Here is a 21,837-nt window from a genome sequence, read left to right on the forward strand (position 1 = left end):
TCGGATGCTTATATTTCAGAAATCACTCAACGTTTGAATCATCGCCCAAGAAAAAGACTCGGATTTAGAAGCCCGAGTCAGGTATTATTCCAAGAACATGGTGTTGCACTTCAAATGCTAATCTAAGATCCTTAAAACTGTGTGTTCACAGTAGGTATTTCGCATGAGCTTTAAAAATGAATTAGCGGCACAGGTCGCGCAGCGACGCACGTTCGCGATTATTTCCCACCCAAATAACACACTATAATTCATCTTATTTCAACCCATTTCAAAAGCATCCAAAATAAATATAATATTTATATATTTTACAATATTTTAATTAATTTTATCTTTTATACCCATTGCATGGGATTGCAAGTTACATTAAGTTTATTCAGAAGTTTTGTGTACATGAGTGTGTACATATTTTGTGTTTTTTTTCTGATTTAAAATTTTGTACACAGGTGTGAAATGCCACTTACGGACACATGGCTTAAAAAGAATTTGGGTAAGACTAGAGATGAGCAACATGTTGAACCTGATAGGGATGGTTTGAGTGTACGTGTCTCGCCTAAAGGTAAGATCACTTTTCAAATGCGCTTCAGATACGAGGGTAAGCAAGCTCGCCTAGATTTGGGCTCTTACCCAAATCTTACATTATTTCAAGCTAGGCAAGAGTTGCAAAAAATGAAAGGTGTTCTAGAGGCAGGGCAAGATCCAAGAGTATATAAAAAATTAGAAGCTCACAAGGTGACGAATGCGCTAACTTTCGAGGAACTTTATTTAGAATGGCATGAAAAATACTGCATGGCGAATAAGAAAAATGCACAACAACAATTGCGGTCTTTTCAGTTGTATGTGTTTCCTAAATATGGATCTCTGCCAGCAGACCAAATCACACTACATATGTGGTTAGAGTTACTAGAAGATCATTTTGAAAAGTCTGCATCCATTACTGATCGCCTGCTGACAAATACAAAGCAGTGCTTAGATTGGGGCGTTAATCGTAGGCTGATTGAGAACAACCCAATACGCCATATAACAGGCAAACGTGATCTTAATATTAAAAAGAATAAAGTAGATCGAATTCTTAATGATGATGAAGTGGCACTAATTTGGAAAATCTGTGATGAATCTAGAATGGCATCGAAGAATGCGCTGTTTATAAAAATCTGTCTCTTCTATGCGAATAGGTATAGTGAGCTAAGAATGGCGAAAAAAACAGATTTCGATTTTGAACGTAAAATTTGGACTGTGCCCCCTGAAAACCATAAGACTGGTAATTATACAAAGCGACCTCTTCTTAGACCAATTTTACCTGAAATTGAGCCCTTTATTCAGCAAGCTATGGAGCTGAATACTTCCATCTATATGTTTGTGAATAATGGGACTAAAGAGATGTATGGGCAAAATGGCCCAGGTAAGCTTCCGTATAATGTCATGCAATATGCAAGAAGACATTATGGTGTTGAGATGAAGCATTGGTCTATGCATGATTTGAGACGTACCGCTCGTACTCATTTTAGTCGGTTTACATCACGTGATATTGCAGAGTTAATGATTGGGCATACCATGCCGGGAGAGCAGGGGACTTATGACTATCATGACTATCAGAACGAGATGGGAATCGCTTACAAGCAATGGTGGGAAAAGTTGGGAAGCCTAACTAAGTAGTTAGGCTTTTGTTATTTCTGAAGTATTGTATTTCCCATATTCTAATTTGTTCTGCATCCCAAAGATTTGTGGAACCCACTGAAATTTTTATAGGTGGGGGAAAAGGTTTCTCAAAAATTCTCTGATTATCTTGTTGCCAACGCCACAAAGTGGCTGGTGATTTGATGCAGAATTTTTCACGAATTTCTTTGGAGGTAAGATATTTCATAACCCCTCACCATCAAGAATTATCTGAACAAGCATGTTGTAAATCAGTATTTATATATTGTTGATTAAGTTGTAATGCATCCAATAGGAAGTCAGACAATTCAAATAAATTCACAAAATATGTTGCTTTTTGACTTGGATCTAGTCTGTAACAAGGAAACGGAAACTCTGCCTTTCGAGCTTTCTCAAGTATTTTTTCTCGGCTAAGGCGAGGGTAGTAGGTTTTACATACGTCCTCTAACGTTGGTGTGAGTGTTCTGAATTGAATAAAAAGATAGTCTGAAAAGTTGATTGTAAATTTGTTCATATATAGACCTTTATGCAAAAAAAATAAATTTATCAAAAGCTTGCTGTGGTTGATTTGGATTTCACTCAAAGACAAGCTTGATTTAGTTATTGTAAAAAGCATAAATTTGTAGAAAAATGCAGAAAAAAGGATTCTTTTTATTACATATGCCAAAACTAACTGATACTCAAAAAGCTGTACTAAATATTATGGATTTTTTATTTATACAGGATGTAGAGTCGATAGCATCCTTTGATCAAGTAAAGAATGAATTGAATGCTGATGTATTATCTAAAATTGATTACATTAATTCGTTGAGAGGAGACTATGGTAAAAAAGCCGAATTGTATAAACATTATTTATTATGCAGTCTTGAGTTGATGTTAAATCTACCTTTTAAAGATAAAGATTCAATTGATGAAGAAAACTTAAATAAAACAAAATTTATTTTAGATGAAATAATTGATGGTTTATTAAAAAATTCTTTTTATGAAGATGAGTTTTTGGATGACATAAATGGCTTATTTAAGTACTGTGAAAGTTTAAGATTGGATGAAAGGGCAGTTTATAAGCTAGTAAGACAAGTTCTTTATTTTGATTATGATAATGTGTCGATTGTTGCATATAAAAGATTTTTGGATTTAGGTATATTGCATACGGAAAATTATAAACCTGATAAATCTACAATTGATAAAAAATATCTTGAAGATGTATTTTTAAGATCTATGCTATTCATTGAGTTTGAGATAGTAAAAAGACAATATGATGATTTTAAGTACTTTGAGAACAATAGGATAAGTATAGATTTAAAAGTATCAATAGAAGAAATGGAACAGATTTTTGCTTTGATTCGTAGAGTGAAAAGATCAATAAGTAATGATGGTTTTGGTACTATTTTAGAAGTTGATATAAATAATAAAAAAGAAATTGAGAAGTACATAGTAGGTCTAAATGAGGTTTTAGGACATGAAACTTTATTTTTTAAAAATATACCAGCCTGTATTGGATTAATAGGGTGTTGGTTTTTGATTCATGCTAAAGAGACTATGCTGGAAAGACCTACGTATTATGATTTGTTTGATGAGGACCTCAATAGTTCATCACGTAAACTGCCTTGTGATAATATCGCACGAGCAGAAATACTTAAATATGGCTTTGAGCTTCAAAAAAGAACCTTGCATTCGCGTTATATTGATTTTTATGAAAATTATGAAAATATAAGGGCATCCTTGATTTTTTAAAATTATTTATTGAATTAGCTTGATTATTGATTTTTTATTAAAGTTTTTATCTAAGCCAATAATTTACAACTTTATTATTAGCTTAGATTTTTTAGTTTTAATTATAAAAATTAATAGAAGTTATCCATATAGAGGGTCACCATTTTTATTACAACATTCCTTCGTATAATGCTCATTAATTAATGACTCAATCATCTGATCTTCAGTCAAGTTACGTTTATAGCAGAGAGCTTTTAGACTCTCTTTTGCTTTTTTAGTTAATGCGTAGTAGTTTGCCTTTTTAACTTTATTATCTTGCCTAAATTTCTTTTGATACCATGCATTAGAAAGCTTTTTTCTTAAGGCATAATGAACTTCAGGATTCTGAAAATAAAGCTGATCAAAAATAGAGTTTACTATTACTGGGTATTCTGAATCTTCAGTTGGAGAGTAGTCTCTACTTTTGTAGGCAGAGTTTTCATCCATATACTTTTTTGCCCAAATATAAAATTCCACACCTTGATCATTTTTAAAATGAGATGAGTGTTTTGAGTGTATATCGCTAAACTTTGAAAATATTCTTTCAATATCTCTAGGGTGGCGATAGAACTCTGGATAAGTTAAAGCAACATATAAGAAATTAAAATACTTGCATTTGAAGTGCTCTAAGTCTCTATTGCCAATTTTTTCATTCATCAAATAACATGCAAAGTTTAAAAATCTTGCATTATCTTTTACTTTTTTTAAATCAGTTTTTGTGGTTTCTATCTTACTTTTAAAATCCTCCAAGTCATATAGGAAGTATTTGATTTCATCATCATCGTAATCTTCATAACTTTTAATAATTAACTTTTTAATATCTTTAAGTTGGTTAATGGAATTTAGAGAATCAATATCGGTTTTTAAACCATCGTATGATCTATCTCTTCCTGTAATTCTAAGGAACTTATAGTCGGAGAAATTTTTATTAAAGACATGTAAAACCCAAACCAGATCTTCATCTGTACATAGTGAAATAAAACTCTTGAGCTTTTCAAAATAAAATCTAGTGTGCATTTTTTACCCAGTATTATGGAAATCTTACGTCATACTTTATGCATGAATTTCCTAACCTGCCAGTAAGTTTTTCGCTGTATTTACAGTGTTTTCGCGTTATTTTTTCAAATGCTTTTATATATTAAGTTCTAGTGTTATAAATCGAAAAAACTTAAGGGGGGGTTTTATATATTCTTAAATTTTATTTTTTTGATTTTTTATTTTGGTTATTAATGGTCTTTTAATTGGAGAGTACTGCATAACTTTTTAGACGGGTATTTGTTTTTTATGGGCTAATCTGGACTTTATTTTTAATAGATTTTATAGGGTTTTTGTTGTTTATACAGGAGGATATACTTAATTATTTTAGTGGAATTTAGCAGGTTATTAATATTATTAATAATAAATTAGATATTATTAATAATGGGTATGGAGTTCTCCCTAGAGAACTCATTAATGGTTTAAAAAATATAGATTTGAACTTTATATGGAACTGTTTTATCGGAAGAGCTATGTCTATACGAATTAATGAATCAGCTTTACTGATTAAATTAGAAAATACTACAAAGTATTGGATAGAGTTGGAAACAGCACCTGAATCTTTTTTTCAGGATTTTGCAGCATTACTCTATGATTTCAAGAAAATCTATCATCGAAGTTATAGATACTTCGGGTATATCAAGGCGTGGAGTGACTGGTTAGAAAATTATGATATTGCAGGGTTAACATCAAATGAGTTGATTGGCTACTTGCAAAGTAAAAGCTTTAAGGAGTATCGGCAATATTTTATAGGGTACAAGTCTGTGCATCTAAAGGATTTAAGACAGCATAAAGAAAATGAGAAGCGTAATAAAAAATCCCTTAATGAAAAGGTGACGGAAGCTATCCAGCGTTATTCAAAGTCTGAGGTAGTACGTGTTGATTTATCATATTTGAAGGAACGGCATGAGCACGTAAATCTTGAAGACTTTTGTGATGATATGGAACAGTTACGTAAAGAAATTGGTAAAAGAAAAGAGCCTTTTGATGACTTGGTTGATTATGCGTGGGCTTTAGAGCAAGGAGAAACCAAGGGTTATCATTGTCATTTATTATTAATTTTTAATGGGCATAAGAAACAATCAGGGTGGGGGATAGCGAAACAGGTTGGTACATTGTGGAAAGGGATAACGGGTGGTCTGGGTATGTATTTTAATTGCCATGATCCAGAACAACTAGATCAGTATACCAAACTAAATATTTTAGGGATCGGTAGGATTCATCGTGACAATACAGAGGAAGTGAGTCGATTCCTGAATGCTGTAACTTATCTCGTTCGTCCTGAAAAGGAAGAGCAGCATTTGAGAATTAAGCCGTTTTTTAGAATGCGAACTTATCAGTAGATCCCAAAAAATTATAGATATACATCATCTACATGAACAATGAGTGTTTATTCCTACATTCAAAGGCTTATCAGACGGTAAGTCTTTTTCATTTTAGAGGTATATCTTATGAATATTACATGTCCATTCTGCCACTCCGAAAACGTCAGCCGTGTAGTGAACCAGCAGTCCTCAAGTCAGGGCAGCCTGTCTTCGGTGACCTGTGCCGGTATTGGCGCCAGTATTTCTAAAAGTCTACCAATGCCGATCTCTCCATGGATGGGTGGAATTGCAGGGGCAGTGGTTGGTGGCTTGATTGATAGTTTCATTCAGCCAGCTCGACCAGTAGCTGCATCCGTTCGTTATTTCCATTGCCATCATTGCCAACGCAATTTTGATTAACCCGGTTCAGGAGAAAAGATATGGCGCATCAAGTCGAACAAATGGCTTATATCGGTGACACTCCCTGGCATGGTCTAGGAAATCAACTCACTCAGAATCAGCCGATTGAAGTTTGGGCACAGCAGGCAGGGATGGATTGGCGGATTGAATCCTCCGATGTTAGCTACATGGCACAGAATGCACGTGGGCAGAGCATCATTATGCCTTATGAAGAACAGCGAGTGCTGTATCGTTCCGATACTCATGCCCCCTTGTCTGTGGTCAGTCAGCGTTATCAGGAAGTGCAGCCTATGGAGATTTTGGAGTTCTATCGGGATCTGACTGAGCAATCCGGCTTTGAATTAGAAACTGCGGGTGTGCTTAAAGGGGGTAAAAAATTCTGGGCATTGGCACGTACTGGGCAATCTACAGCGCTTAAAGGTAAGGATGTCAGCAATGGTTATATTCTGCTGGCAACTGCATGTGATGGCACACTGGCGACAACGGCACAGTTCACCAATATCCGGGTGGTCTGTAATAACACCTTGGCGATAGCCTTACGTGGGCAGAGCAGTAGTGCTGGTGTAGTGAAAGTTCCACATAGCACCAAGTTTGATGCAGAGAAAGTGAAGCAGCAATTGGGTATTTCAGTTCGTGCCTGGGATGAGCACATGTATGAAATGAAACAACTCACACAGCGTAACGTGAGTCAGCAGGAAGCCAAAGCTTACTTTGATGCCGTGTTTAATAATAGCACCATGTCAATTTCCGATCCTGAAGAAAACATCATTCAATTTTATCGTAATGTCGCGCAGCAAGTTCAGGAGAAAAAGCCTGAACCCAATGGTCGTGCCATGAATAAAGCTTTAGAGATGTTTAATGGACAAGGACGCGGTGCTGACCTGTCATCAGCGAAAGATACAGCTTATGGATTACTTTGTTCGATCACGGAATTTGTGGATCATGAACGACGTGCCATGAGTACCGACCATCGACTGGATTCAGCCTGGTTCGGTGCAGGTGCTGGTCTTAAACAAAGAGGATTGGAGCAAGCACTTGCTTTGATCGCCTGAAATTAACTGACTCACTCATGTCGAAATCAAGTCACCCCAAACAAATGCTAGTCATAGCACTCATGTAACCCCTCTCAATTAAAACAGCAAGCAAATCGCCATACCCGACCTCGTGTCGGGTATGGCTTTTTTATGCATTTCTTTTACAGAGATCAGAATTAATAAGGATAATCCCATGAATCAAATTGTACCTATTTCCCATCAGCCTACGACGGTAGGATCAAAGATTGTAGTCAATCCAAGCATCACCACCAAACGCTCAACAGCAGCCAAGCGATTGGTTAATACCAAAGGGATGGAATATCAGGACTGGCTTGAAGTTCGTAAACAAGGTATCGGTAGTAGTGATGCCGCTACTGCCTGTGGTCTTAATCCCTACATGTCGATGTTAGAACTCTGGTTAATCAAAACCGGACGACAGGCTCAATCGATAGAAGATGAAAGTTCAGGTGTGGCACCGTTGTATTGGGGTAAGCAGCTGGAACCTTTGGTGGCAGAGTTCTATAGCATGCACACCCATAATAAGGTGCGACGGATCAATGCGGTACTTCAGCATCCTGATCCCGATAAACACTTTATGTTAGCCAATCTAGATTACAGCGTGGTCGGTAGTGATGACGTTCAGATCTTAGAATGTAAAACAGCAGGTGAGCATGGAGCAAAATTGTGGCGTGATGGTGTGCCTTTATACGTGCTGTGTCAGGTACAACATCAACTGGCGGTGACTGGTAAACAGGCAGCGCATGTTTGTGTCTTGATCTGTGGACATGAAACCAAGATCTTCAAAGTGACACGGTCTGAATCCGTGATTGAGCATATTGTTCAAGCAGAACGATATTTCTGGGAATGTGTAGAAAACGATACTCCGCCATCAGTCGATGCCAGTGAATCCGCAGCTAAAGCGATTCAACAGCTCTATCCAGCGCATGTGCCTTTAACCGTAGAGGATCTCTCGCAAAATGAAAATGCCAATTTGATGTTCGACCAGCTCATCAAAATGAAGGACGAGATTCAGCATCAGCAGGAACGCTTTGACCATCTTAAACATGAAATTCAGATGATGATGCAAGACAAGGAAAGGGCTGTTTTTGCACATGGCTCAGTAGTCTGGAAGAAAGCCAAGGATTCTATCAGCCTCAATACCAAAGCATTGCTTCAGCACCAGCCTGAACTCATCGAGCTTTATCCACTTCAAAAGCAGGGCAGTCGTCGATTTAACATCTATACCGACTAAGCCCGATCTACAGCACCCAATCAAAAAATCACAAAAATCGCTCCCCGCTCTCTACCCTTCGGTAGAGAGCAAATCGGTCGCGATCTCTGTAGCACTTTATCTGGCTCTACATTCTTTGGGTAACTTATTTGGTCCTTGTTCCGACCTACATACATAGACCCAAATTTGTAAGGTAATACATTAAGGAATATCAACATGATTAAAGGTTTAGCAATTACTCCACCAATTCTGGGGCGTATCAGTATCGGTCGTATGATCGAAAAGAATGGCAAGCGATTGCCTGAAAAAGATGACCAGTTCACCATTACTTCCCAGATTCAAAGCAAAGAAGGCTGGGTTAAACATCCACTGGATGATCAGCTGCGAGCGAATGCTCCGAATCAGAAGCTACGTTCAATCCCCGTCAGAATGATCTTTAATGATCCTGACTTAAACCTACGTGCTGAATACACCTTATTTGACCGACAGACTGGACGACCTGTCTGTGTCGGTAATGGGGAAACCTGCCAACGTTTAACTAATCAAGGCGTGGAGCAACATTCCTGTCCATCCCCTGATTTATGTCCATTGGCTCAAGGAGGGAACTGCAAGCCCTACGGGCGTTTGCATGTGAACTTAGATGAATCGGATGAGTTTGGCACCTTCATCTTTAGAACTACAGGCTTTAATAGTATTCGGACTTTGGCTGCACGGCTGAGCTATTACCATGCAGCTTCAAATGGTTTGCTGTCATGTTTGCCATTGCAACTGACATTACGAGGTAAAAGCACAACGCAGAGTTATCGTCAGCCTGTGTATTACGTGGATCTGACTTTAAGGGAGGGAGTAGATTTACAGTCCGCACTTCAGACTGCAAGGGATATAGACCAACAGAGTAAACAAGCCGGGTTTAATCAAGAGGCTTTAGATCAAACGGCAAGGCAGGGATTTGCGAATGGTTTGTTTGAAATGGATATTGAGGAGGGGCTAGATGTGGTGGACGAGTTTTATCAGGAAGAAGGTCTGCACCAGCCTGTGGTAGAACAGAATGCGTTCGATATCCAGCAGGGATTGAAAGGATCTGTGACAGCTTTGAACTGAGTTAAATAAGAGGAAACCTTTTACTGATATCTATGAATTAAGGGAGCATTAGCTCCCTTTTTTACATAGAACAAGAATGTTTTAAGCTGTGTATCTGATATTTATGCATCTTTCAATTTCTGAAGATACTGTTCATCCAATATCCGCTGTTTTCGATTGAGAACAGCATTCAAAATCACAGCACAAAAAGCCGTTAGCAAAATTGGGCTGTTTAACAGAGGTGAAAGATAAGATGGTAGTTGTGAGAAAATAGTAGGTGAGAATACAGGCAACATACCTATGCCGGCACTGACTGCAATGATGTAGAGATTATTCACATTTTGAAAGTCGACACGCTGCAGTACTTTGATACCATTAGATGTCACCATCCCAAACATAAACAATGCGGCTCCACCTAGAACACATGAGGGTATAGACGCAACAAAGTAAGCTATTTTAGGAAATAGACCTAAAAGGATTAAAAACACACCAGCTAAAGCACATACACTGCGATTCTTAACACCTGTGATCGCTAGCAAACCGATGTTCTGAGCATAGGATGTATACGGGAAGATATTAAAAATCCCACCAATCATTGTGCCAAGGCTGTCAGCTCTAAAACCGCGAGTCAATTTTTCCTGATCCACTTCTTCTTCAACAATTTCACCTACAGCCATGAACATCCCAGCTGTTTCAATGAAAATAACCAGCATGACTACGCACATAGTCAAGACAGCCCAAAAGTTAAACTCTGGAATACCGAAGTGAAATGGCATCACCCAACCTAACCATGGGCTTTCATCTATCTTGTCTAAAGAGATGAGGCCAGAAAATGCAGCGATGATATAACCAATTCCCATCCCGATTAGAACTGAAATGTTGCCCAAAAAGCCTTTAACATAACGGCTGATGATAATAATGCTTAATAGAACACAGGCAGCGATAGATAAGTACAATGGATTTCCAAAGTCTTTTACCCCATATCCGCCAGCGGACCATGTGCCTGCAATACCAATGAGAGATAGACCAATCACAAGAATTTGAGTTCCTGTCACCACAGGAGGGAAGAATCGTATTAACTTTCCAATAAATGGTGAAATCAGGAAGCCAAAGATCCCTGCGATAATGATTGCCCCAAATACACTTAGTAGTCCCATATCTGGATTAGTCCCAATTGCAATCATTGGGCCTACTGCAGTAAAGGTAACTCCCATCATAATGGGAAAGCGAATACCTACATTTTTAAAACCAATAGTTTGAATGAGGGTGGCAATGCCACAAACAAATAGATCTGCAGTAATTAAGAAAGCAATTTCTGCAGTGCTTAACCCTAAAGCTCCTCCAACAATTAGGGGAATTGAAACAGCACCTGCATACATTACCAAGACGTGCTGGATACTGAGAAAAATCATGGAGCTTGGTTTTAAGTTATTGGCTGTGATTGTGTTAGTCATATATGTTTTTCTCCTTCAGCCTAAAAGGTATATTTGACGATGAAACTAGTAGCATTTTGATTAGTTTTAAAATATGGAGTGTCTTCGATTAAGAATTTGTTTTTCCAATAGTCGTATTCAATACCTGCTACTAATTTTTTTGGGCTTAAGCCTAGATGAGGGCTAAGGTCATATTTGATTTGTGGGTTAAAGTGAAAGTCGGAAGAGTTATTACCTTTGGAATTGACTACCCAATCAATGTATCCATCAAAAATGATTGATGATTTAAGAAATGGGACGGTATATGACCAGCAAGGAGTGATTTGCCATTGTCCACTTGGGGTGTTTCCATCGTCTGGAATGCGATAGTAAAAATTAAGGGTGAAATAATCAAAGCCTTTGATATCTAGATCAAAACCTGGTCCCACTAAATAATTCCACGTATCGTCATAACCCGCTTTATCTTGGATACTTAAGTCAAAGCTTGTAGCTATGAGGACATCTTTAACTGGTCCAAAGCTCAAATTTGTATTGGTTAATTTACTTATTGAAAAGCGTGGGGCAAGTTCTGTATAGACCGCATTATGGCCTTGGGAAGCTGTCTTTTCGCCATCAAACCAATAAGTGTCGACGAATAGATAAAGATCTCCCCATTTCCAATTACTAGCATGTTCGAAGGTAATGGTTTCATGTGTATCTGGTTCAACTTCAAAACCTTTACCGTAAAGTGCAGAAATACTATTGGATTGCCAATTTAACCATGATTCCTCAGCAAAAGAATAAGTGCTTATTAAACATGTGCTTAAAAATAGATAGGGCGCATTTTTTTTCATATAATTGTTTCCGATATTCAAACTTCAGCACGATGTTTGTAGGTTGCACTAAAACGTGATTGCAAATATTCCATACTAGTAATTGGTAAGTACTTAGGTGGATTGGATTCGCTGTAACAGTTAGGTAGGCAACGGATTACAGTTTTTGGACTAGGTTGTATGAAAAATGGAAATGAGAATCTTTGTTTTCCTTTAGGACTCGAAACGCGATGAGGTGTCGATTTATAGAGATCATTTGACCATCGTGCCATCATATCTCCGATATTGATTACATAGGTGTTAGGTATAGGAGGAGCATCGATCCAATTACCATTTACATCCTGAACTTGTAATCCACCTACTTCATCCTGAGCCAAAATAGTTACACACCCATAATCAGTATGTGTTCCCGCATTAAAACCTTGAGAGTCTGTATTGTCTAAGGTAGGCGGATAATGAATTAACCGGAGAAAACATAGGCTGTCTTGCAGACAATGATCAAAATAATTTTGCGGAAGACCAATGGCATGAGACATGGCATTAAGCAATATTTTTGCTAAATCCACCATTTCATCAAAATACTCTTCTGTAGCTACTTTCCACCCTTCAATATTTGGATAAACATTTGGTCCCCTTAGAGGTTCTTGATTAATGACTTCGGGATGATTAGCTTCTAAATGGACACCCATGTCATATATTTCTTTAAAGTCTTCAGGTAAGTCAGGGTTCAGTTGTTCTACTCCTAATGCACCATATCCTCTATGTGCAATTTTATTCTTTTGAATATCTATTTCTAATTTCTCTTGTAGAGGCTTACTAAAAAACTCTTTAGCTAAACTTTGAACTTCTGCAAGGTGATTCGGTTTATAACCACTGATATAGAAGAATCCCCATTCACGACATGCTTGGTCAATTTGGTTGCATATATCTGCATAATCAGGATGGTTAACGTCATAAAGAGGTGCAATGTCGATAACTGGTAATTTTTTCATGGGAAACTCCTTATTATTAGATATATGTTTTTTTGAACATGTTACGATAATGCTGTTCAACACTGATTGGTGGATATAGCGGTTCTGAGTTTTCCTCCAAACACTCTCGAATGCATTCAATCTGATACTGGTGATTACCGCTGTAGAAGAATGGAACAGAATATCGTTCCCCACCTGAGATGTTGATGACGCGATGGAGGGTGGATCTATATGTATTGTTCGTCCACATAGAGATTAGGTCACCTAGGTTAACGACATAACTATCTTCAATAGGCTCTGCCCAAATCCATTGGTTTGTTGACTGATCCCATACTTGTAAACCACGATTATGGTCTTGAAGTAATAGAGTAAGCCCGCCGAAATCAGTATGTGCCCCGCAACCTTTTTCATTTGGTTGAGCATTAGCTGGTTGAGGGGGATAGTGTAATAAGCGTAAAGTGACTAAATCTGCATCCTTACAAAACTCTGTGAAATAGTCAGCTTCCAAGTTTAGAGATAATGCAATAGCACGCATGAGTCGTTCAGAGACTTTAATCAATTCAACTTGATATTCCTCCATTACCTCTTTAAATCCATCAATATCTGGCCATTGGTTTGGGCCTTGGTTAAAAGCTTTATGGATGACAAAAGGATCTGAAGGTGAGCGTTCCTTCCCGATATAAAAGCCTTCCTTTATATCAGGCGGAGAATTAGGTTCAAGTGTTTGTGCTCTTAATGATTCATAGCCTCTATTTGCTTCAGAAAGCTCTTTGGACCACTGCTTTTTCTGTTCTGGGGGAAGACTAAAAAATAATTTGGAATATTCAAAAACCTTATCTTGTAATGCTTTAGAAACTCCATGTCCCGTAATGTAAAAAAAACCTTTATCTAAGCATGCTTTCCGAATATGTGAGGCAATGTTTTGGTGCGTTTGTATGTCATTATCCAAAAGTCCAGAAATATCGATGATGGGTATAGAGGTAATGTTTTGATTGTTTTTCAGCGCAGTCATGTAGCAATCTCTCAAAAATAATGTTTTCTTTTTTTATAAAATAATCATGAGACCGCATAGCAATGAATATCGAGCAAGCTGATGCCAAAAAGAGAGCTATTCTTAATTAATTAAATAAAAACAATTGCTTAAACTTTTTTAAATGAGTGGTGATGCTGAAAAAGCAACGGGATGCACTGAGAATAATGCTTTAGGTCCAAAAAATGGCTGCTACTTAATGGCAAGTTTTTTGCTTCTATTTCAATAGCTCATTCAAATTTATAAATGGATTGGGGCTTTAAAATTGGAATAGGATGTGATGTTAAAATGAGTACACGTGGTCTTCGCTTTCACTCAGCAGCAATTCATTATTTTGATGCTGTACGCCGGTGCGGTTCAATCAGGGAAGCAGCCAGACAATTAAATGTCGTATCTTCTGCTGTAAACAGGCAAATTTTAAAACTCGAAGATGAAGTTGGAGCACCATTATTCAATCGGGTGCCTTCGGGTATGGTACTTACTCATGCAGGTGAGTTATTTTCAAGACATATCAGTTTAGTATTGCGAGATACTAAGCGATTGCAGAATGAATTGGATGCACTGAAAGGGCTTTATAAAGGTCATGTAGAAATTGCGAGTGTTGAAACACTGGCAATTAATTTCCTGCCAGAGATTATTGAAAAATTCCAAGTAAAATATCCTAATGTAACTGTAGGGGTTACAATTTTAGGCTCAAAAGATATCCCTAATGAAATCATTGAAAATAGGGTGGATCTAGGCTTGGCTTTTGCCTTGCCAAAGCATAATGATTTGCACCAAATAGCAATATCCCATTTTAAATTAGGTGCAATTGTATCGACTGAGCATCCCTTGGCCTCTCAAAAGACGGTGTCATTCCATCAGTGCCTCGACTATGATGTGATTATGCCAAAACCTAATTTATCTATTTATCAACAGTTGGCGCCATTATTTGCGGGTGCACAACATGCTATTCCAAATTTTAAAATGCAAACGAGTTCTTTGGAATTAATGAAACAGTTAATACTCAGGAATAAGGGAATTGGTTTTCAGACATTCTTTGGGTTGGAAAATGAAATAATTAATAATCGCCTTCGCTATATTCCGCTTAATGATAACAATGGTATCTACTGTGATTTAGGTCTGTATGCACGTAAAGGGCATTATCTTTCCACAGCAACAGACGCTCTCTCCAGGCTTATTACAGATGAAATCCTACAAAGAGGCGAAGCTGGACAATAAACATAACCTGAAAAGTACAACTAAAAAGCTAAGCCCTTATCGAAATCCCTCAATAAAGGCTTAGCTTTGTTTATTTTGGATAAGCAGCATCCACGCCTTTAACGAAATAATTCATACTCATCAATTGCGTATTTGAGAGATGTTTACCTTTTCCCAAAAGTAATGTTCCATCTTGTTTGTAAAGTGGTCCACTAAACACAATATATTGACCGTTACGAATTTTATCTCGGACTGCCAAAACCTTCATTTTTTCATTGTTAGAGACCATTGGACCAAAACCTGCTATATCGATGGCACCTTCCTTGACACCATACCATGTCGATCCCGACTTCCATATTTTGTTATGCACTTGCTGCAAAACAGGAGTATAGATTTTTTCCCAATATAACACTGATGCAGCTAGGTGACCTTTAGGAGCAAACTTACTCATATCTGAGTTCCAGCCAAAGCCAAATTTCCCTTTTTCCTGAGCAGCTTTAACTACAGCGGGTGAGTTGGTGACTTGTGATAATATATCAGCATTTTGCGATATTAATGCAAGTGCAGCCTCATGCTCTTTTCCTGAATCAAACCAAGTGTTAATCCAGACTATCTTGGTCTTAATTTTTGGATTTACAGATTGAGCCCCAAGTGTATAGGCATTGATGTCTCTAATGACTTCAGGAATTGGGAATGGTGCTACAACACCCAAACATTACTTTTAGTCTTATAGCCTGCCAATACCCCTTGCAAGTAAGAGCCTTCATAGGTTCGGATATCATAGACTCCCACATTTTTTGCAGTTTTATATCCGTTCGCATGCATAAAAATGGTGTTCGGGAACTGTTTAGCTACCTTTTCAATGGCATTCATATACCCGAAGGTAGTAGCAAATATAACCTTATTTCCTTGTTGTGCGAGTCTCCGAAATGTACGTTCAGAGTCGGCATTATCTAGAATATTCTCGATATAAGAGGTCTTAAATTTACCCTGTAAGGACTTTTCTGCTTTCAGACGACCTATATCGTGTGAATAAGACCAACCATAATCGTTTTTATGAGCGACATAGACAAAAGCCGCTTGATCAGCGGCCAATGCTGGATTGGCCCCACTGATGAGTAAAAGTCCTAAAAGACTGGCATTTACGAAAATATTTTTTAAATTAAGTAGGTTATTCATGCTGATTCTCTTTGAAGAGTATCAGTTGAATTTTGTTTTGCCATAAATATTGCCAGTCGCTCCTCATAAATCTCACGAATATAATGGGCAACACTGCAACTGTCGGCAAACATGTTGTATTTCCAATTTAAACCATACGACTCTAAATTGATATTATCAACAGTCATAAGTTGAACTTTAGAATTTGGATTGTTCAAGTAGCTATCAATGATTTTACGAATGACTTCTTTGGTTGGTGCAAGCTTATATGCATGCCAGAAGTCTGTATGCCATTCACCTTCCGTAGGTTGATTAAATGGATACTGAATTCCTCGGCCAGGACGATTTGTTCCTAAGCCATTATATGGTCCTGTTTCAAATGCTAACCAGTTAACTGGATTATTCGGGACTGCAGGACGGATCTGCCCCCATGTAACTAAATTTCGATTCAGCCAATCATCTGCAAAACTATCATTATTAAAAGGATCTAACTTTCTGATAGCTTCAGGATCATCACGCATTTGTGATACAGCAAGCTCAATTTCATTTTCAATTTTAAAAATACAATGGCTGTAATCCATTGCAAACTCAAACGGCACACCTTCTTTTTCTATAAGATCTGCCACCGGAATTACTCGACGATAATCTTCAGACCAGTTATCAACGTGGCACTCTAAGGTAACCGTTATTCCTTTACTTTGAGCGTAGGTGTAGAAATCGATATAAGTTTTAGCAACTTCTTCGTTCGTTACATAATGACCATCTGCATGTTTTGCCCAAATCATCATGTTGTGGAATTTGGCCCCTACAGCGGCACTACGATTAATATCCTGTTTGAATGCTTCCTCATCCTTGCCAATGACATATAAGCCACAACCAGAATAAATAGGGATATTTGTTTTCTGACTTGCCTTGATGTAAGCATCTATTTGACTATCTTCAAGAGGGATACGATCCAGAAAATCAAAGACCTCCGCAGCTTTTAGCATTTCGAACTGTTCGAGAATAGTAGGCTCATTCAGGCTTACTGGTCGTTCTTTTGATGAGTTTTGAATGCCTAAACCAGCACAACCTAGAGGAAACATTTTTTTCATAATTTTGATACCAACTGTTGAATAAATTAAACGGCTTCTTTTTTCGCAGCGTAAGTTTTCTGATACATATAGGCTAAGTATTCACCTACGGTCATTTCTTTAGGTTCAGCCTTAAATTCATCACTTAAATTTTGGAGCCTTTTGATTTTGTATTCGTAATCCAGATCGAAGAAGGATGGAACCGAATAACGAGAGACTCCTGCTTTACTATTGAAAACTCGGTGCATATTTGACAGGTATAGTCCATTAGTCATGAATTGGACTAAATCACCTAAATTTACGATAAAAGTATCTGGAATGTGAGGTGCACGAATCCATTCACCCTCACTGTTGCGGACTTCTAGTCCACCCACTTCATCTTGTAATAAGAGGGTCAATAAGCCCCAATCGGTGTGCGCACCGCAACCCAACTGATTATTTATAATTTCTTCAGACTGTGGTGGGTAGTGAAGCATACGAGTAATAATCACAGCTTCGTCATAGCCTACTTCGAAGTAGTTTTCTTCAAGACCAAGAGAAAGGGCTAGTAAACCAGCTAGATGTTTACCCAGTTTTAACACCTGTTGAATATAAGTTTCAGTCTGAGTGTTCATTTCAGGGAGGTCTTCAGGCCACTGATTTTGCCCATGTTGTGGATATCCTTTTTGGACATATGGGTGACTTGAATCTAGGTTTTTTCCAGACATGAAGCCTTCTTTTAGGTCAGGAGGAGAACCCTCATCGAGTGTTTGGGCTGCCATAGGTTCATAACCACGAAGGCATTTGGAGTTTTTGAAATCAATCTCTAATTTGTTTTCGATCGGAAGATCAAAAAACTGTTTTGCAATGTCTAGTTGTTTTTGGAGAACTTCAGAAGCGATACCATGATTTTTAATATAGAAGAAACCTGTTGTTCTGCATGCTTTATGGATTTCCCACGCAACAGATTTCCGTTTTTCTAGGTTATCGGAAAAACTGTCGCTTAAGTCGATTACTGGAATACTTTTAGCCGTAGAAGGTGGTGTGTATATCAACATTTTTGTGGCTCTTTGAACTTTGTTGTTATCAACTTAATGACAATTTAATTCCGTGCATAGCAGAGAATCTCGCTCAACTCGTTGCCAAAAAGGCAACACTAAATAAAGTCAGAGTAGTAATAGGAGTCCAAGTAATTCAGCATCAATTAAGAATTGTGATGAGTTATAAAATGCTAGTTATTCGTTAAGTTTAGATAAGAAGAACAATAATAAGAAAAGTGTTCTAAAAATTAGAAATACCATTCCTAAAGTCTTTAATAGACAGATAGAAAAGAAAAAGTCATGATGAAGCAATGCTAAGAAGTTTGAATTAATCAATAACTTATAAGAGGGGCAGCGCTAAAATGAATGCAATACCAGTTCTCAATTTATTCACTCAGCCACAATGTAGTCAATTTGACCCAAATGACTGGAATATTCTAGCGCAGCATTGGTATCCGGTAGTTCAAATCCAGGATGTAACGACTCAACCGCAGCAAGTTCAGCTTCTTGATGTCAAAATGGCTATTTATAAAACTGAAAGTGGAGAAATTCATCTGGTAAGAGATATCTGTCCACATCGAGGAGTGCCATTAAGTAAAGGATGGGTAGAAGGTGAAAATATTGTTTGTCCCTATCATGGGCTCAACTATAACGCACAAGGTAAGTGCGTAAAAATCCCTGCTCAACCAGAACTTACCCAAATTTCAGATCGGTTCACCTTAACTAAATTCCCTGTAGTTGAGAAATATGGACTAGTTTGGACCAGCTTATTTAGCCGTGATGAAAGTGAAGCTAATTTTCCAGTTCTTGAAACTTGGGATTCAGATGAACATCAATCAATACTCCCACCATTTGTTGATATAGCAGGTTCTAGTGGTCGTCAGCTCGAAGGCTTTATCGATGTGGCACATTTTGCCTGGGTACATAACAAGGCATTCGCTGATCGTGATAATCCAGTAGTGCCCAAATATGAAACTGAAAGAACGGATTATGGACTTAAAACGATTTATATCTCTACAGTAAGTAACTTTCCTCGTAGTTTGAGACATTTAGAGCCAGAGAATTTCTTATGGAAACGAGAATTTGATGTATATCCTCCATTCTCGGCAACACTTACTGTCTATTTTCCTAACAATGGGATTTTAAAAATTTTGAATGCTTGTTGTCCTGTTTCACATAATCAAACCAGGCTATTTGTTCCGTTGACACGTAATTTTGATACGACGGGTGACCTACAGGCTGTATATGACTTCAATGCACAAATTTTTGCAGAGGATCAGGATATTGTTGAGAATCAAAAACCGGAAGAACTTCCATTAGATGTTTCAATGGAGGCGCACTTTGCAGCAGACAAATCTTCAACGACATATAGACGGATATTGGCAGAATGGGGATTAAGTAAAAGATATGTGGTCTAGAGATATAAGATAACCTGATTATCTCGATTGGTTGAAATATAAGGGAGGTAGTCTCCCTTATATTTTTAGAGATTGATTTCGCAGAAATACTAATATAAAAGTGACTCACCATTTATCGTAATTTCATTGTCTTAGCTTCTTCTAATTAATAAACTTGATTTTGTTACAATATCAAGTTTGTACAGGGGGAGACACAGATGGTAAACCAATATGGTGGAAGTAGAGAAGGTGCAGGACGCAAAGCTCTCTATGATGAGCCTACAAAAGTTATTCGTATTCCTGAATCTCGTATAGTTGAAATTAAGAACTATCTCGCGAACTCAAAGAAAGCCAAGTTCAATGATGTAGCATCTATCACCTTGGTCAATCCAAGTGCCGTTATGCATATTCCCTTAGCCTCTGAAAAAGTTGCAGCTGGATTTCCATCTCCTGCCCAAGATTATGTAGAGAAAACTCTAGATATGAATGAACACCTCATTAAGAATGAGGCTGCGACATTTATCGTAAAAGTTGCCTCACTTTCTATGCGTGATGCGGGTATCGATATTGATGATGAACTTGTTGTAGACCGAAGTCTTGAAGCCAAACATGAAGATATCGTTATTGCACTGATCGATAATGAGTTTACTGTTAAGCGCCTGATGATTGAGAATGACAACAATCGTTGGCTTAAGGCAGAGAACCCGGACTATTCAGACATTCATCTTCAAGATGGGCAGGAAATGGTGATTTGGGGTGTCGTTACTTATGTCATCAAGCCATTTAAGAAGCGTAAGTAAAACAATAATTATCCCTCTTGGCTTCTTACATGACATATAAAAATAAAATCTATGCTTTGGTGGACATCAACAACTGCTATGTCAGTTGTGAAAGAGTCTTTAACCCAAGCCTAAACAATAAGCCTGTTGTTGTCCTTTCTAATAATGACGGCTGTGTTGTGGCACGCTCTCAAGAAGCCAAAGACTTAGGCATCAAGATGGCTGTGCCTCTCTTTCAGATCAAAGACATTGTAGAACGGCATCAGGTACAGGTCCTTTCCAGTAACTATGCTTTGTATGCTGAGATGTCCCGCAGATTCATGAAAGTTCTTGCGGATTTCGTATCTCCTAAAGAACAGGAGATATACTCCATTGATGAATGCTTTCTTGATCTGACTGCCCATGCCGAGCATTATGACCTGACTGAATACACTCAGCAGATCCGTCAGCGTATTTTATCTTGGTTGGGATTACCCGTTTGCATCGGTATAGGCCGGACTAAGACCGAAGCAAAACTTGCCAACCATATTGCCAAGCAGAATGCCTATTTAAATGGTGTATGCAATCTGATTTCCATGGACCCATGCTCAATTGAAACCTTGTACCAGTCCATTGAGGTCAGTGAGATTTGGGGAGTAGGGCGGAAGCATTCTAGAAAACTCAATGGTATAGGTATTAATACAGTTATGGATTTTATCCAGGCTCATCCATTGATGATCAGAGATCAGTTCTCAATCGTGATGCATCGGACATTGCTGGAACTAAATGGTGTTACATGCATTGAACTTGAACATACGCCACCTGCCAAAAAGCAGATCATTTCTAGCAGGTCATTTGGACAACGTATCTATCATATTGATGACCTAAAAGAAGCGATGGGCCTCTATGTAATGGATGCAGTGAATAGACTGAGAGAAGGTCAACTGTTGTGTGGTTGTCTAATTGGATTTGTTCAATCTAATCCATTTGATAGTTCCAAACCTTTTTACAACAAGTCATTGTCCCTGGCTCTACCCGAACCCACTGACAATCTACTCGTTCTTTCAAAGATAGCTACTGCCATGATTGATGGCCTATATTCAAAGGATATAGCTTTCAAGAAGTGTGGTGTAATTCTGACTTGTCTAGAACCTAAGGCAAGTCATGTCTACGACATGTTTACAGATAAGAAGCATATCGAGATTAACGATACTTTGATGGATTCACTTGAAAAAATTCATAGTAAATACGGTAAGAATAAACTCGCTTTAGGAGCGAGCATGTTGCCGAACCGCAGATGGAGTATGTCTCGGGATCGGCTGACACAAAATTATTTTAAGTGGGATCAATTGCTTATAGTGAAGTAATTGGAAAGGGCTTTGTTGCATAAATATGTAAGCATCTGATTTAAATAAATTTAATTTTGGATCAAAAAATAATCAAAACTTTTAAAATCATATAGTTATGAAATATTTGT

General features: G+C 37.8%; 19 protein-coding genes and 2 pseudogenes. 12 read left to right on the forward strand and 9 right to left on the reverse strand.

Features of this window, described 5'->3' with window-relative positions:
- Positions 1–163 precede the first annotated feature (163 nt).
- Both FB6_RS16705 and FB6_RS02705 read left to right on the forward strand, forming a co-directional pair.
- Positions 164–235 (forward strand): annotated as a pseudogene (locus tag FB6_RS16705) (hypothetical protein); the annotation flags it as partial.
- Positions 236–450: 215 nt separating this feature from the next.
- Positions 451–1,653: a tyrosine-type recombinase/integrase gene (locus FB6_RS02705; RefSeq protein WP_174558532.1), complete on the forward strand. Its 1,203-nt coding sequence runs from the start codon at positions 451–453 to the stop codon at positions 1,651–1,653.
- A 220-nt stretch (positions 1,654–1,873) separates the two neighbouring features.
- Here the strand turns inward: FB6_RS02705 and FB6_RS02710 are convergent, their stop codons facing one another.
- On the reverse strand, positions 1,874–2,269 hold the full coding sequence (locus tag FB6_RS02710; RefSeq protein ID WP_438819952.1) for a pyocin activator PrtN family protein: 396 nt from the start codon (positions 2,267–2,269) through the stop codon (positions 1,874–1,876).
- Between the two features lie 44 nt (positions 2,270–2,313).
- Between FB6_RS02710 and FB6_RS02715 the strand changes: the two genes are divergently transcribed.
- The gene (locus tag FB6_RS02715) at positions 2,314–3,387 is read left to right on the forward strand and encodes a hypothetical protein (RefSeq protein WP_174558534.1); all 1,074 of its coding nucleotides are present in this window, start codon (positions 2,314–2,316) and stop codon (positions 3,385–3,387) included.
- A gap of 120 nt (positions 3,388–3,507) precedes the next feature.
- Here the strand turns inward: FB6_RS02715 and FB6_RS02720 are convergent, their stop codons facing one another.
- Positions 3,508–4,422, reverse strand: a complete 915-nt coding sequence (locus FB6_RS02720; protein WP_174558535.1) for a hypothetical protein — start codon at positions 4,420–4,422, stop codon at positions 3,508–3,510.
- Between the two features lie 491 nt (positions 4,423–4,913).
- On the opposite strand from FB6_RS02720, the gene FB6_RS02725 reads away from it, so the two are divergent.
- The 5 genes from FB6_RS02725 (at position 4,914) to FB6_RS02745 (ending at position 9,530) form a co-directional block, all read left to right on the forward strand.
- Complete coding sequence (locus FB6_RS02725) at positions 4,914–5,783, forward strand: YagK/YfjJ domain-containing protein (protein WP_174558536.1); 870 nt, start codon at positions 4,914–4,916, stop codon at positions 5,781–5,783.
- A 108-nt stretch (positions 5,784–5,891) separates the two neighbouring features.
- Complete coding sequence (locus FB6_RS02730) at positions 5,892–6,164, forward strand: hypothetical protein (RefSeq protein WP_174558537.1); 273 nt, start codon at positions 5,892–5,894, stop codon at positions 6,162–6,164.
- Between the two features lie 20 nt (positions 6,165–6,184).
- Entirely contained in the window at positions 6,185–7,216 is a 1,032-nt protein-coding gene (locus FB6_RS02735) for a DUF932 domain-containing protein (protein WP_174558538.1), read from the forward strand.
- Between the two features lie 175 nt (positions 7,217–7,391).
- A complete protein-coding gene (locus FB6_RS02740; protein ID WP_174558539.1) occupies positions 7,392–8,450 on the forward strand; it encodes a YqaJ viral recombinase family protein in 1,059 nt (352 codons plus the stop codon).
- A 195-nt stretch (positions 8,451–8,645) separates the two neighbouring features.
- A complete protein-coding gene (locus FB6_RS02745) occupies positions 8,646–9,530 on the forward strand; it encodes a recombination directionality factor (RefSeq protein ID WP_174558540.1) in 885 nt (294 codons plus the stop codon).
- Positions 9,531–9,631: 101 nt separating this feature from the next.
- On the opposite strand, the gene FB6_RS02750 is transcribed toward FB6_RS02745, so the two are convergent.
- Genes FB6_RS02750 through FB6_RS02765 form a run of 4 tightly spaced genes read right to left on the reverse strand, consistent with a single transcriptional unit; the run spans position 9,632 to position 13,737 of the window.
- A complete protein-coding gene (locus FB6_RS02750) occupies positions 9,632–10,963 on the reverse strand; it encodes a nucleobase:cation symporter-2 family protein (RefSeq protein ID WP_004839196.1) in 1,332 nt (443 codons plus the stop codon).
- A 20-nt stretch (positions 10,964–10,983) separates the two neighbouring features.
- A complete protein-coding gene (locus tag FB6_RS02755) occupies positions 10,984–11,775 on the reverse strand; it encodes an outer membrane protein OmpK (protein ID WP_004839195.1) in 792 nt (263 codons plus the stop codon).
- A gap of 17 nt (positions 11,776–11,792) precedes the next feature.
- Entirely contained in the window at positions 11,793–12,746 is a 954-nt protein-coding gene (locus FB6_RS02760) for an isopenicillin N synthase family dioxygenase (protein ID WP_000735995.1), read from the reverse strand.
- A gap of 16 nt (positions 12,747–12,762) precedes the next feature.
- The gene (locus FB6_RS02765; protein WP_174558541.1) at positions 12,763–13,737 is read right to left on the reverse strand and encodes an isopenicillin N synthase family dioxygenase; all 975 of its coding nucleotides are present in this window, start codon (positions 13,735–13,737) and stop codon (positions 12,763–12,765) included.
- A 306-nt stretch (positions 13,738–14,043) separates the two neighbouring features.
- Here FB6_RS02765 and FB6_RS02770 point away from each other — a divergent pair, with 306 nt between their 5' ends.
- Positions 14,044–14,976: a LysR family transcriptional regulator gene (locus tag FB6_RS02770; RefSeq protein ID WP_000107470.1), complete on the forward strand. Its 933-nt coding sequence runs from the start codon at positions 14,044–14,046 to the stop codon at positions 14,974–14,976.
- Between the two features lie 70 nt (positions 14,977–15,046).
- On the opposite strand, the pseudogene FB6_RS16675 reads toward FB6_RS02770, so the two are convergent.
- The 3 genes and pseudogenes from FB6_RS16675 to FB6_RS02790 all read right to left on the reverse strand — a co-directional run bounded on the left by FB6_RS16675 (position 15,047) and on the right by FB6_RS02790 (position 18,223).
- A pseudogene (locus FB6_RS16675) lies at positions 15,047–16,134 on the reverse strand (BMP family ABC transporter substrate-binding protein).
- Complete coding sequence (locus FB6_RS02785) at positions 16,131–17,207, reverse strand: hypothetical protein (RefSeq protein WP_000738084.1); 1,077 nt, start codon at positions 17,205–17,207, stop codon at positions 16,131–16,133. The pseudogene FB6_RS16675 and the gene FB6_RS02785 overlap by 4 nt, the downstream one beginning before the upstream one ends.
- 26 nt (positions 17,208–17,233) lie before the next feature.
- Positions 17,234–18,223 carry an isopenicillin N synthase family dioxygenase gene (locus FB6_RS02790; protein WP_004838496.1) on the reverse strand — a complete coding sequence of 330 codons (990 nt, stop codon included), beginning with the start codon at positions 18,221–18,223 and terminating at the stop codon, positions 17,234–17,236.
- Positions 18,224–18,567: 344 nt separating this feature from the next.
- On the opposite strand from FB6_RS02790, the gene FB6_RS02795 reads away from it, so the two are divergent.
- The 3 genes from FB6_RS02795 to FB6_RS02805 all read left to right on the forward strand — a co-directional run bounded on the left by FB6_RS02795 (position 18,568) and on the right by FB6_RS02805 (position 21,727).
- Positions 18,568–19,623, forward strand: coding sequence for an aromatic ring-hydroxylating oxygenase subunit alpha (locus FB6_RS02795; RefSeq protein ID WP_174558542.1), 1,056 nt, complete (start codon positions 18,568–18,570; stop codon positions 19,621–19,623).
- 197 nt (positions 19,624–19,820) lie between these two features.
- Positions 19,821–20,402 (forward strand): LexA family protein, encoded by a 582-nt coding sequence (locus FB6_RS02800; RefSeq protein WP_174558543.1) that lies wholly within the window; start codon positions 19,821–19,823, stop codon positions 20,400–20,402.
- A 29-nt stretch (positions 20,403–20,431) separates the two neighbouring features.
- On the forward strand, positions 20,432–21,727 hold the full coding sequence (locus FB6_RS02805; protein ID WP_174558544.1) for a Y-family DNA polymerase: 1,296 nt from the start codon (positions 20,432–20,434) through the stop codon (positions 21,725–21,727).
- Positions 21,728–21,837 lie beyond the last annotated feature (110 nt).

The organism is Acinetobacter bouvetii (assembly GCF_902753875.1).
Taxonomy (GTDB): domain Bacteria; phylum Pseudomonadota; class Gammaproteobacteria; order Pseudomonadales; family Moraxellaceae; genus Acinetobacter; species Acinetobacter bouvetii_A.

Coding starts and splice junctions, on each gene's coding strand:
- FB6_RS02755 (WP_004839195.1), bottom strand. CDS start 11,775: ATGAAAAAAAATGCGCCCTATCTATTTTTAAGCACATGTTTAATAAGC.
- FB6_RS02765 (WP_174558541.1), bottom strand. CDS start 13,737: ATGACTGCGCTGAAAAACAATCAAAACATTACCTCTATACCCATCATC.
- FB6_RS02705 (WP_174558532.1), top strand. CDS start 451: ATGCCACTTACGGACACATGGCTTAAAAAGAATTTGGGTAAGACTAGA.
- FB6_RS02740 (WP_174558539.1), top strand. CDS start 7,392: ATGAATCAAATTGTACCTATTTCCCATCAGCCTACGACGGTAGGATCA.
- FB6_RS02710 (WP_438819952.1), bottom strand. CDS start 2,269: ATGCTTTTTACAATAACTAAATCAAGCTTGTCTTTGAGTGAAATCCAA.
- FB6_RS02720 (WP_174558535.1), bottom strand. CDS start 4,422: ATGCACACTAGATTTTATTTTGAAAAGCTCAAGAGTTTTATTTCACTA.
- FB6_RS02750 (WP_004839196.1), bottom strand. CDS start 10,963: ATGACTAACACAATCACAGCCAATAACTTAAAACCAAGCTCCATGATT.
- FB6_RS02735 (WP_174558538.1), top strand. CDS start 6,185: ATGGCGCATCAAGTCGAACAAATGGCTTATATCGGTGACACTCCCTGG.
- FB6_RS02770 (WP_000107470.1), top strand. CDS start 14,044: ATGAGTACACGTGGTCTTCGCTTTCACTCAGCAGCAATTCATTATTTT.
- FB6_RS02760 (WP_000735995.1), bottom strand. CDS start 12,746: ATGAAAAAATTACCAGTTATCGACATTGCACCTCTTTATGACGTTAAC.
- FB6_RS02805 (WP_174558544.1), top strand. CDS start 20,432: ATGACATATAAAAATAAAATCTATGCTTTGGTGGACATCAACAACTGC.
- FB6_RS02730 (WP_174558537.1), top strand. CDS start 5,892: ATGAATATTACATGTCCATTCTGCCACTCCGAAAACGTCAGCCGTGTA.
- FB6_RS02795 (WP_174558542.1), top strand. CDS start 18,568: ATGAATGCAATACCAGTTCTCAATTTATTCACTCAGCCACAATGTAGT.
- FB6_RS02715 (WP_174558534.1), top strand. CDS start 2,314: ATGCCAAAACTAACTGATACTCAAAAAGCTGTACTAAATATTATGGAT.
- FB6_RS02785 (WP_000738084.1), bottom strand. CDS start 17,207: ATGAAAAAAATGTTTCCTCTAGGTTGTGCTGGTTTAGGCATTCAAAAC.
- FB6_RS02790 (WP_004838496.1), bottom strand. CDS start 18,223: ATGTTGATATACACACCACCTTCTACGGCTAAAAGTATTCCAGTAATC.
- FB6_RS02745 (WP_174558540.1), top strand. CDS start 8,646: ATGATTAAAGGTTTAGCAATTACTCCACCAATTCTGGGGCGTATCAGT.
- FB6_RS02800 (WP_174558543.1), top strand. CDS start 19,821: ATGGTAAACCAATATGGTGGAAGTAGAGAAGGTGCAGGACGCAAAGCT.
- FB6_RS02725 (WP_174558536.1), top strand. CDS start 4,914: ATGTCTATACGAATTAATGAATCAGCTTTACTGATTAAATTAGAAAAT.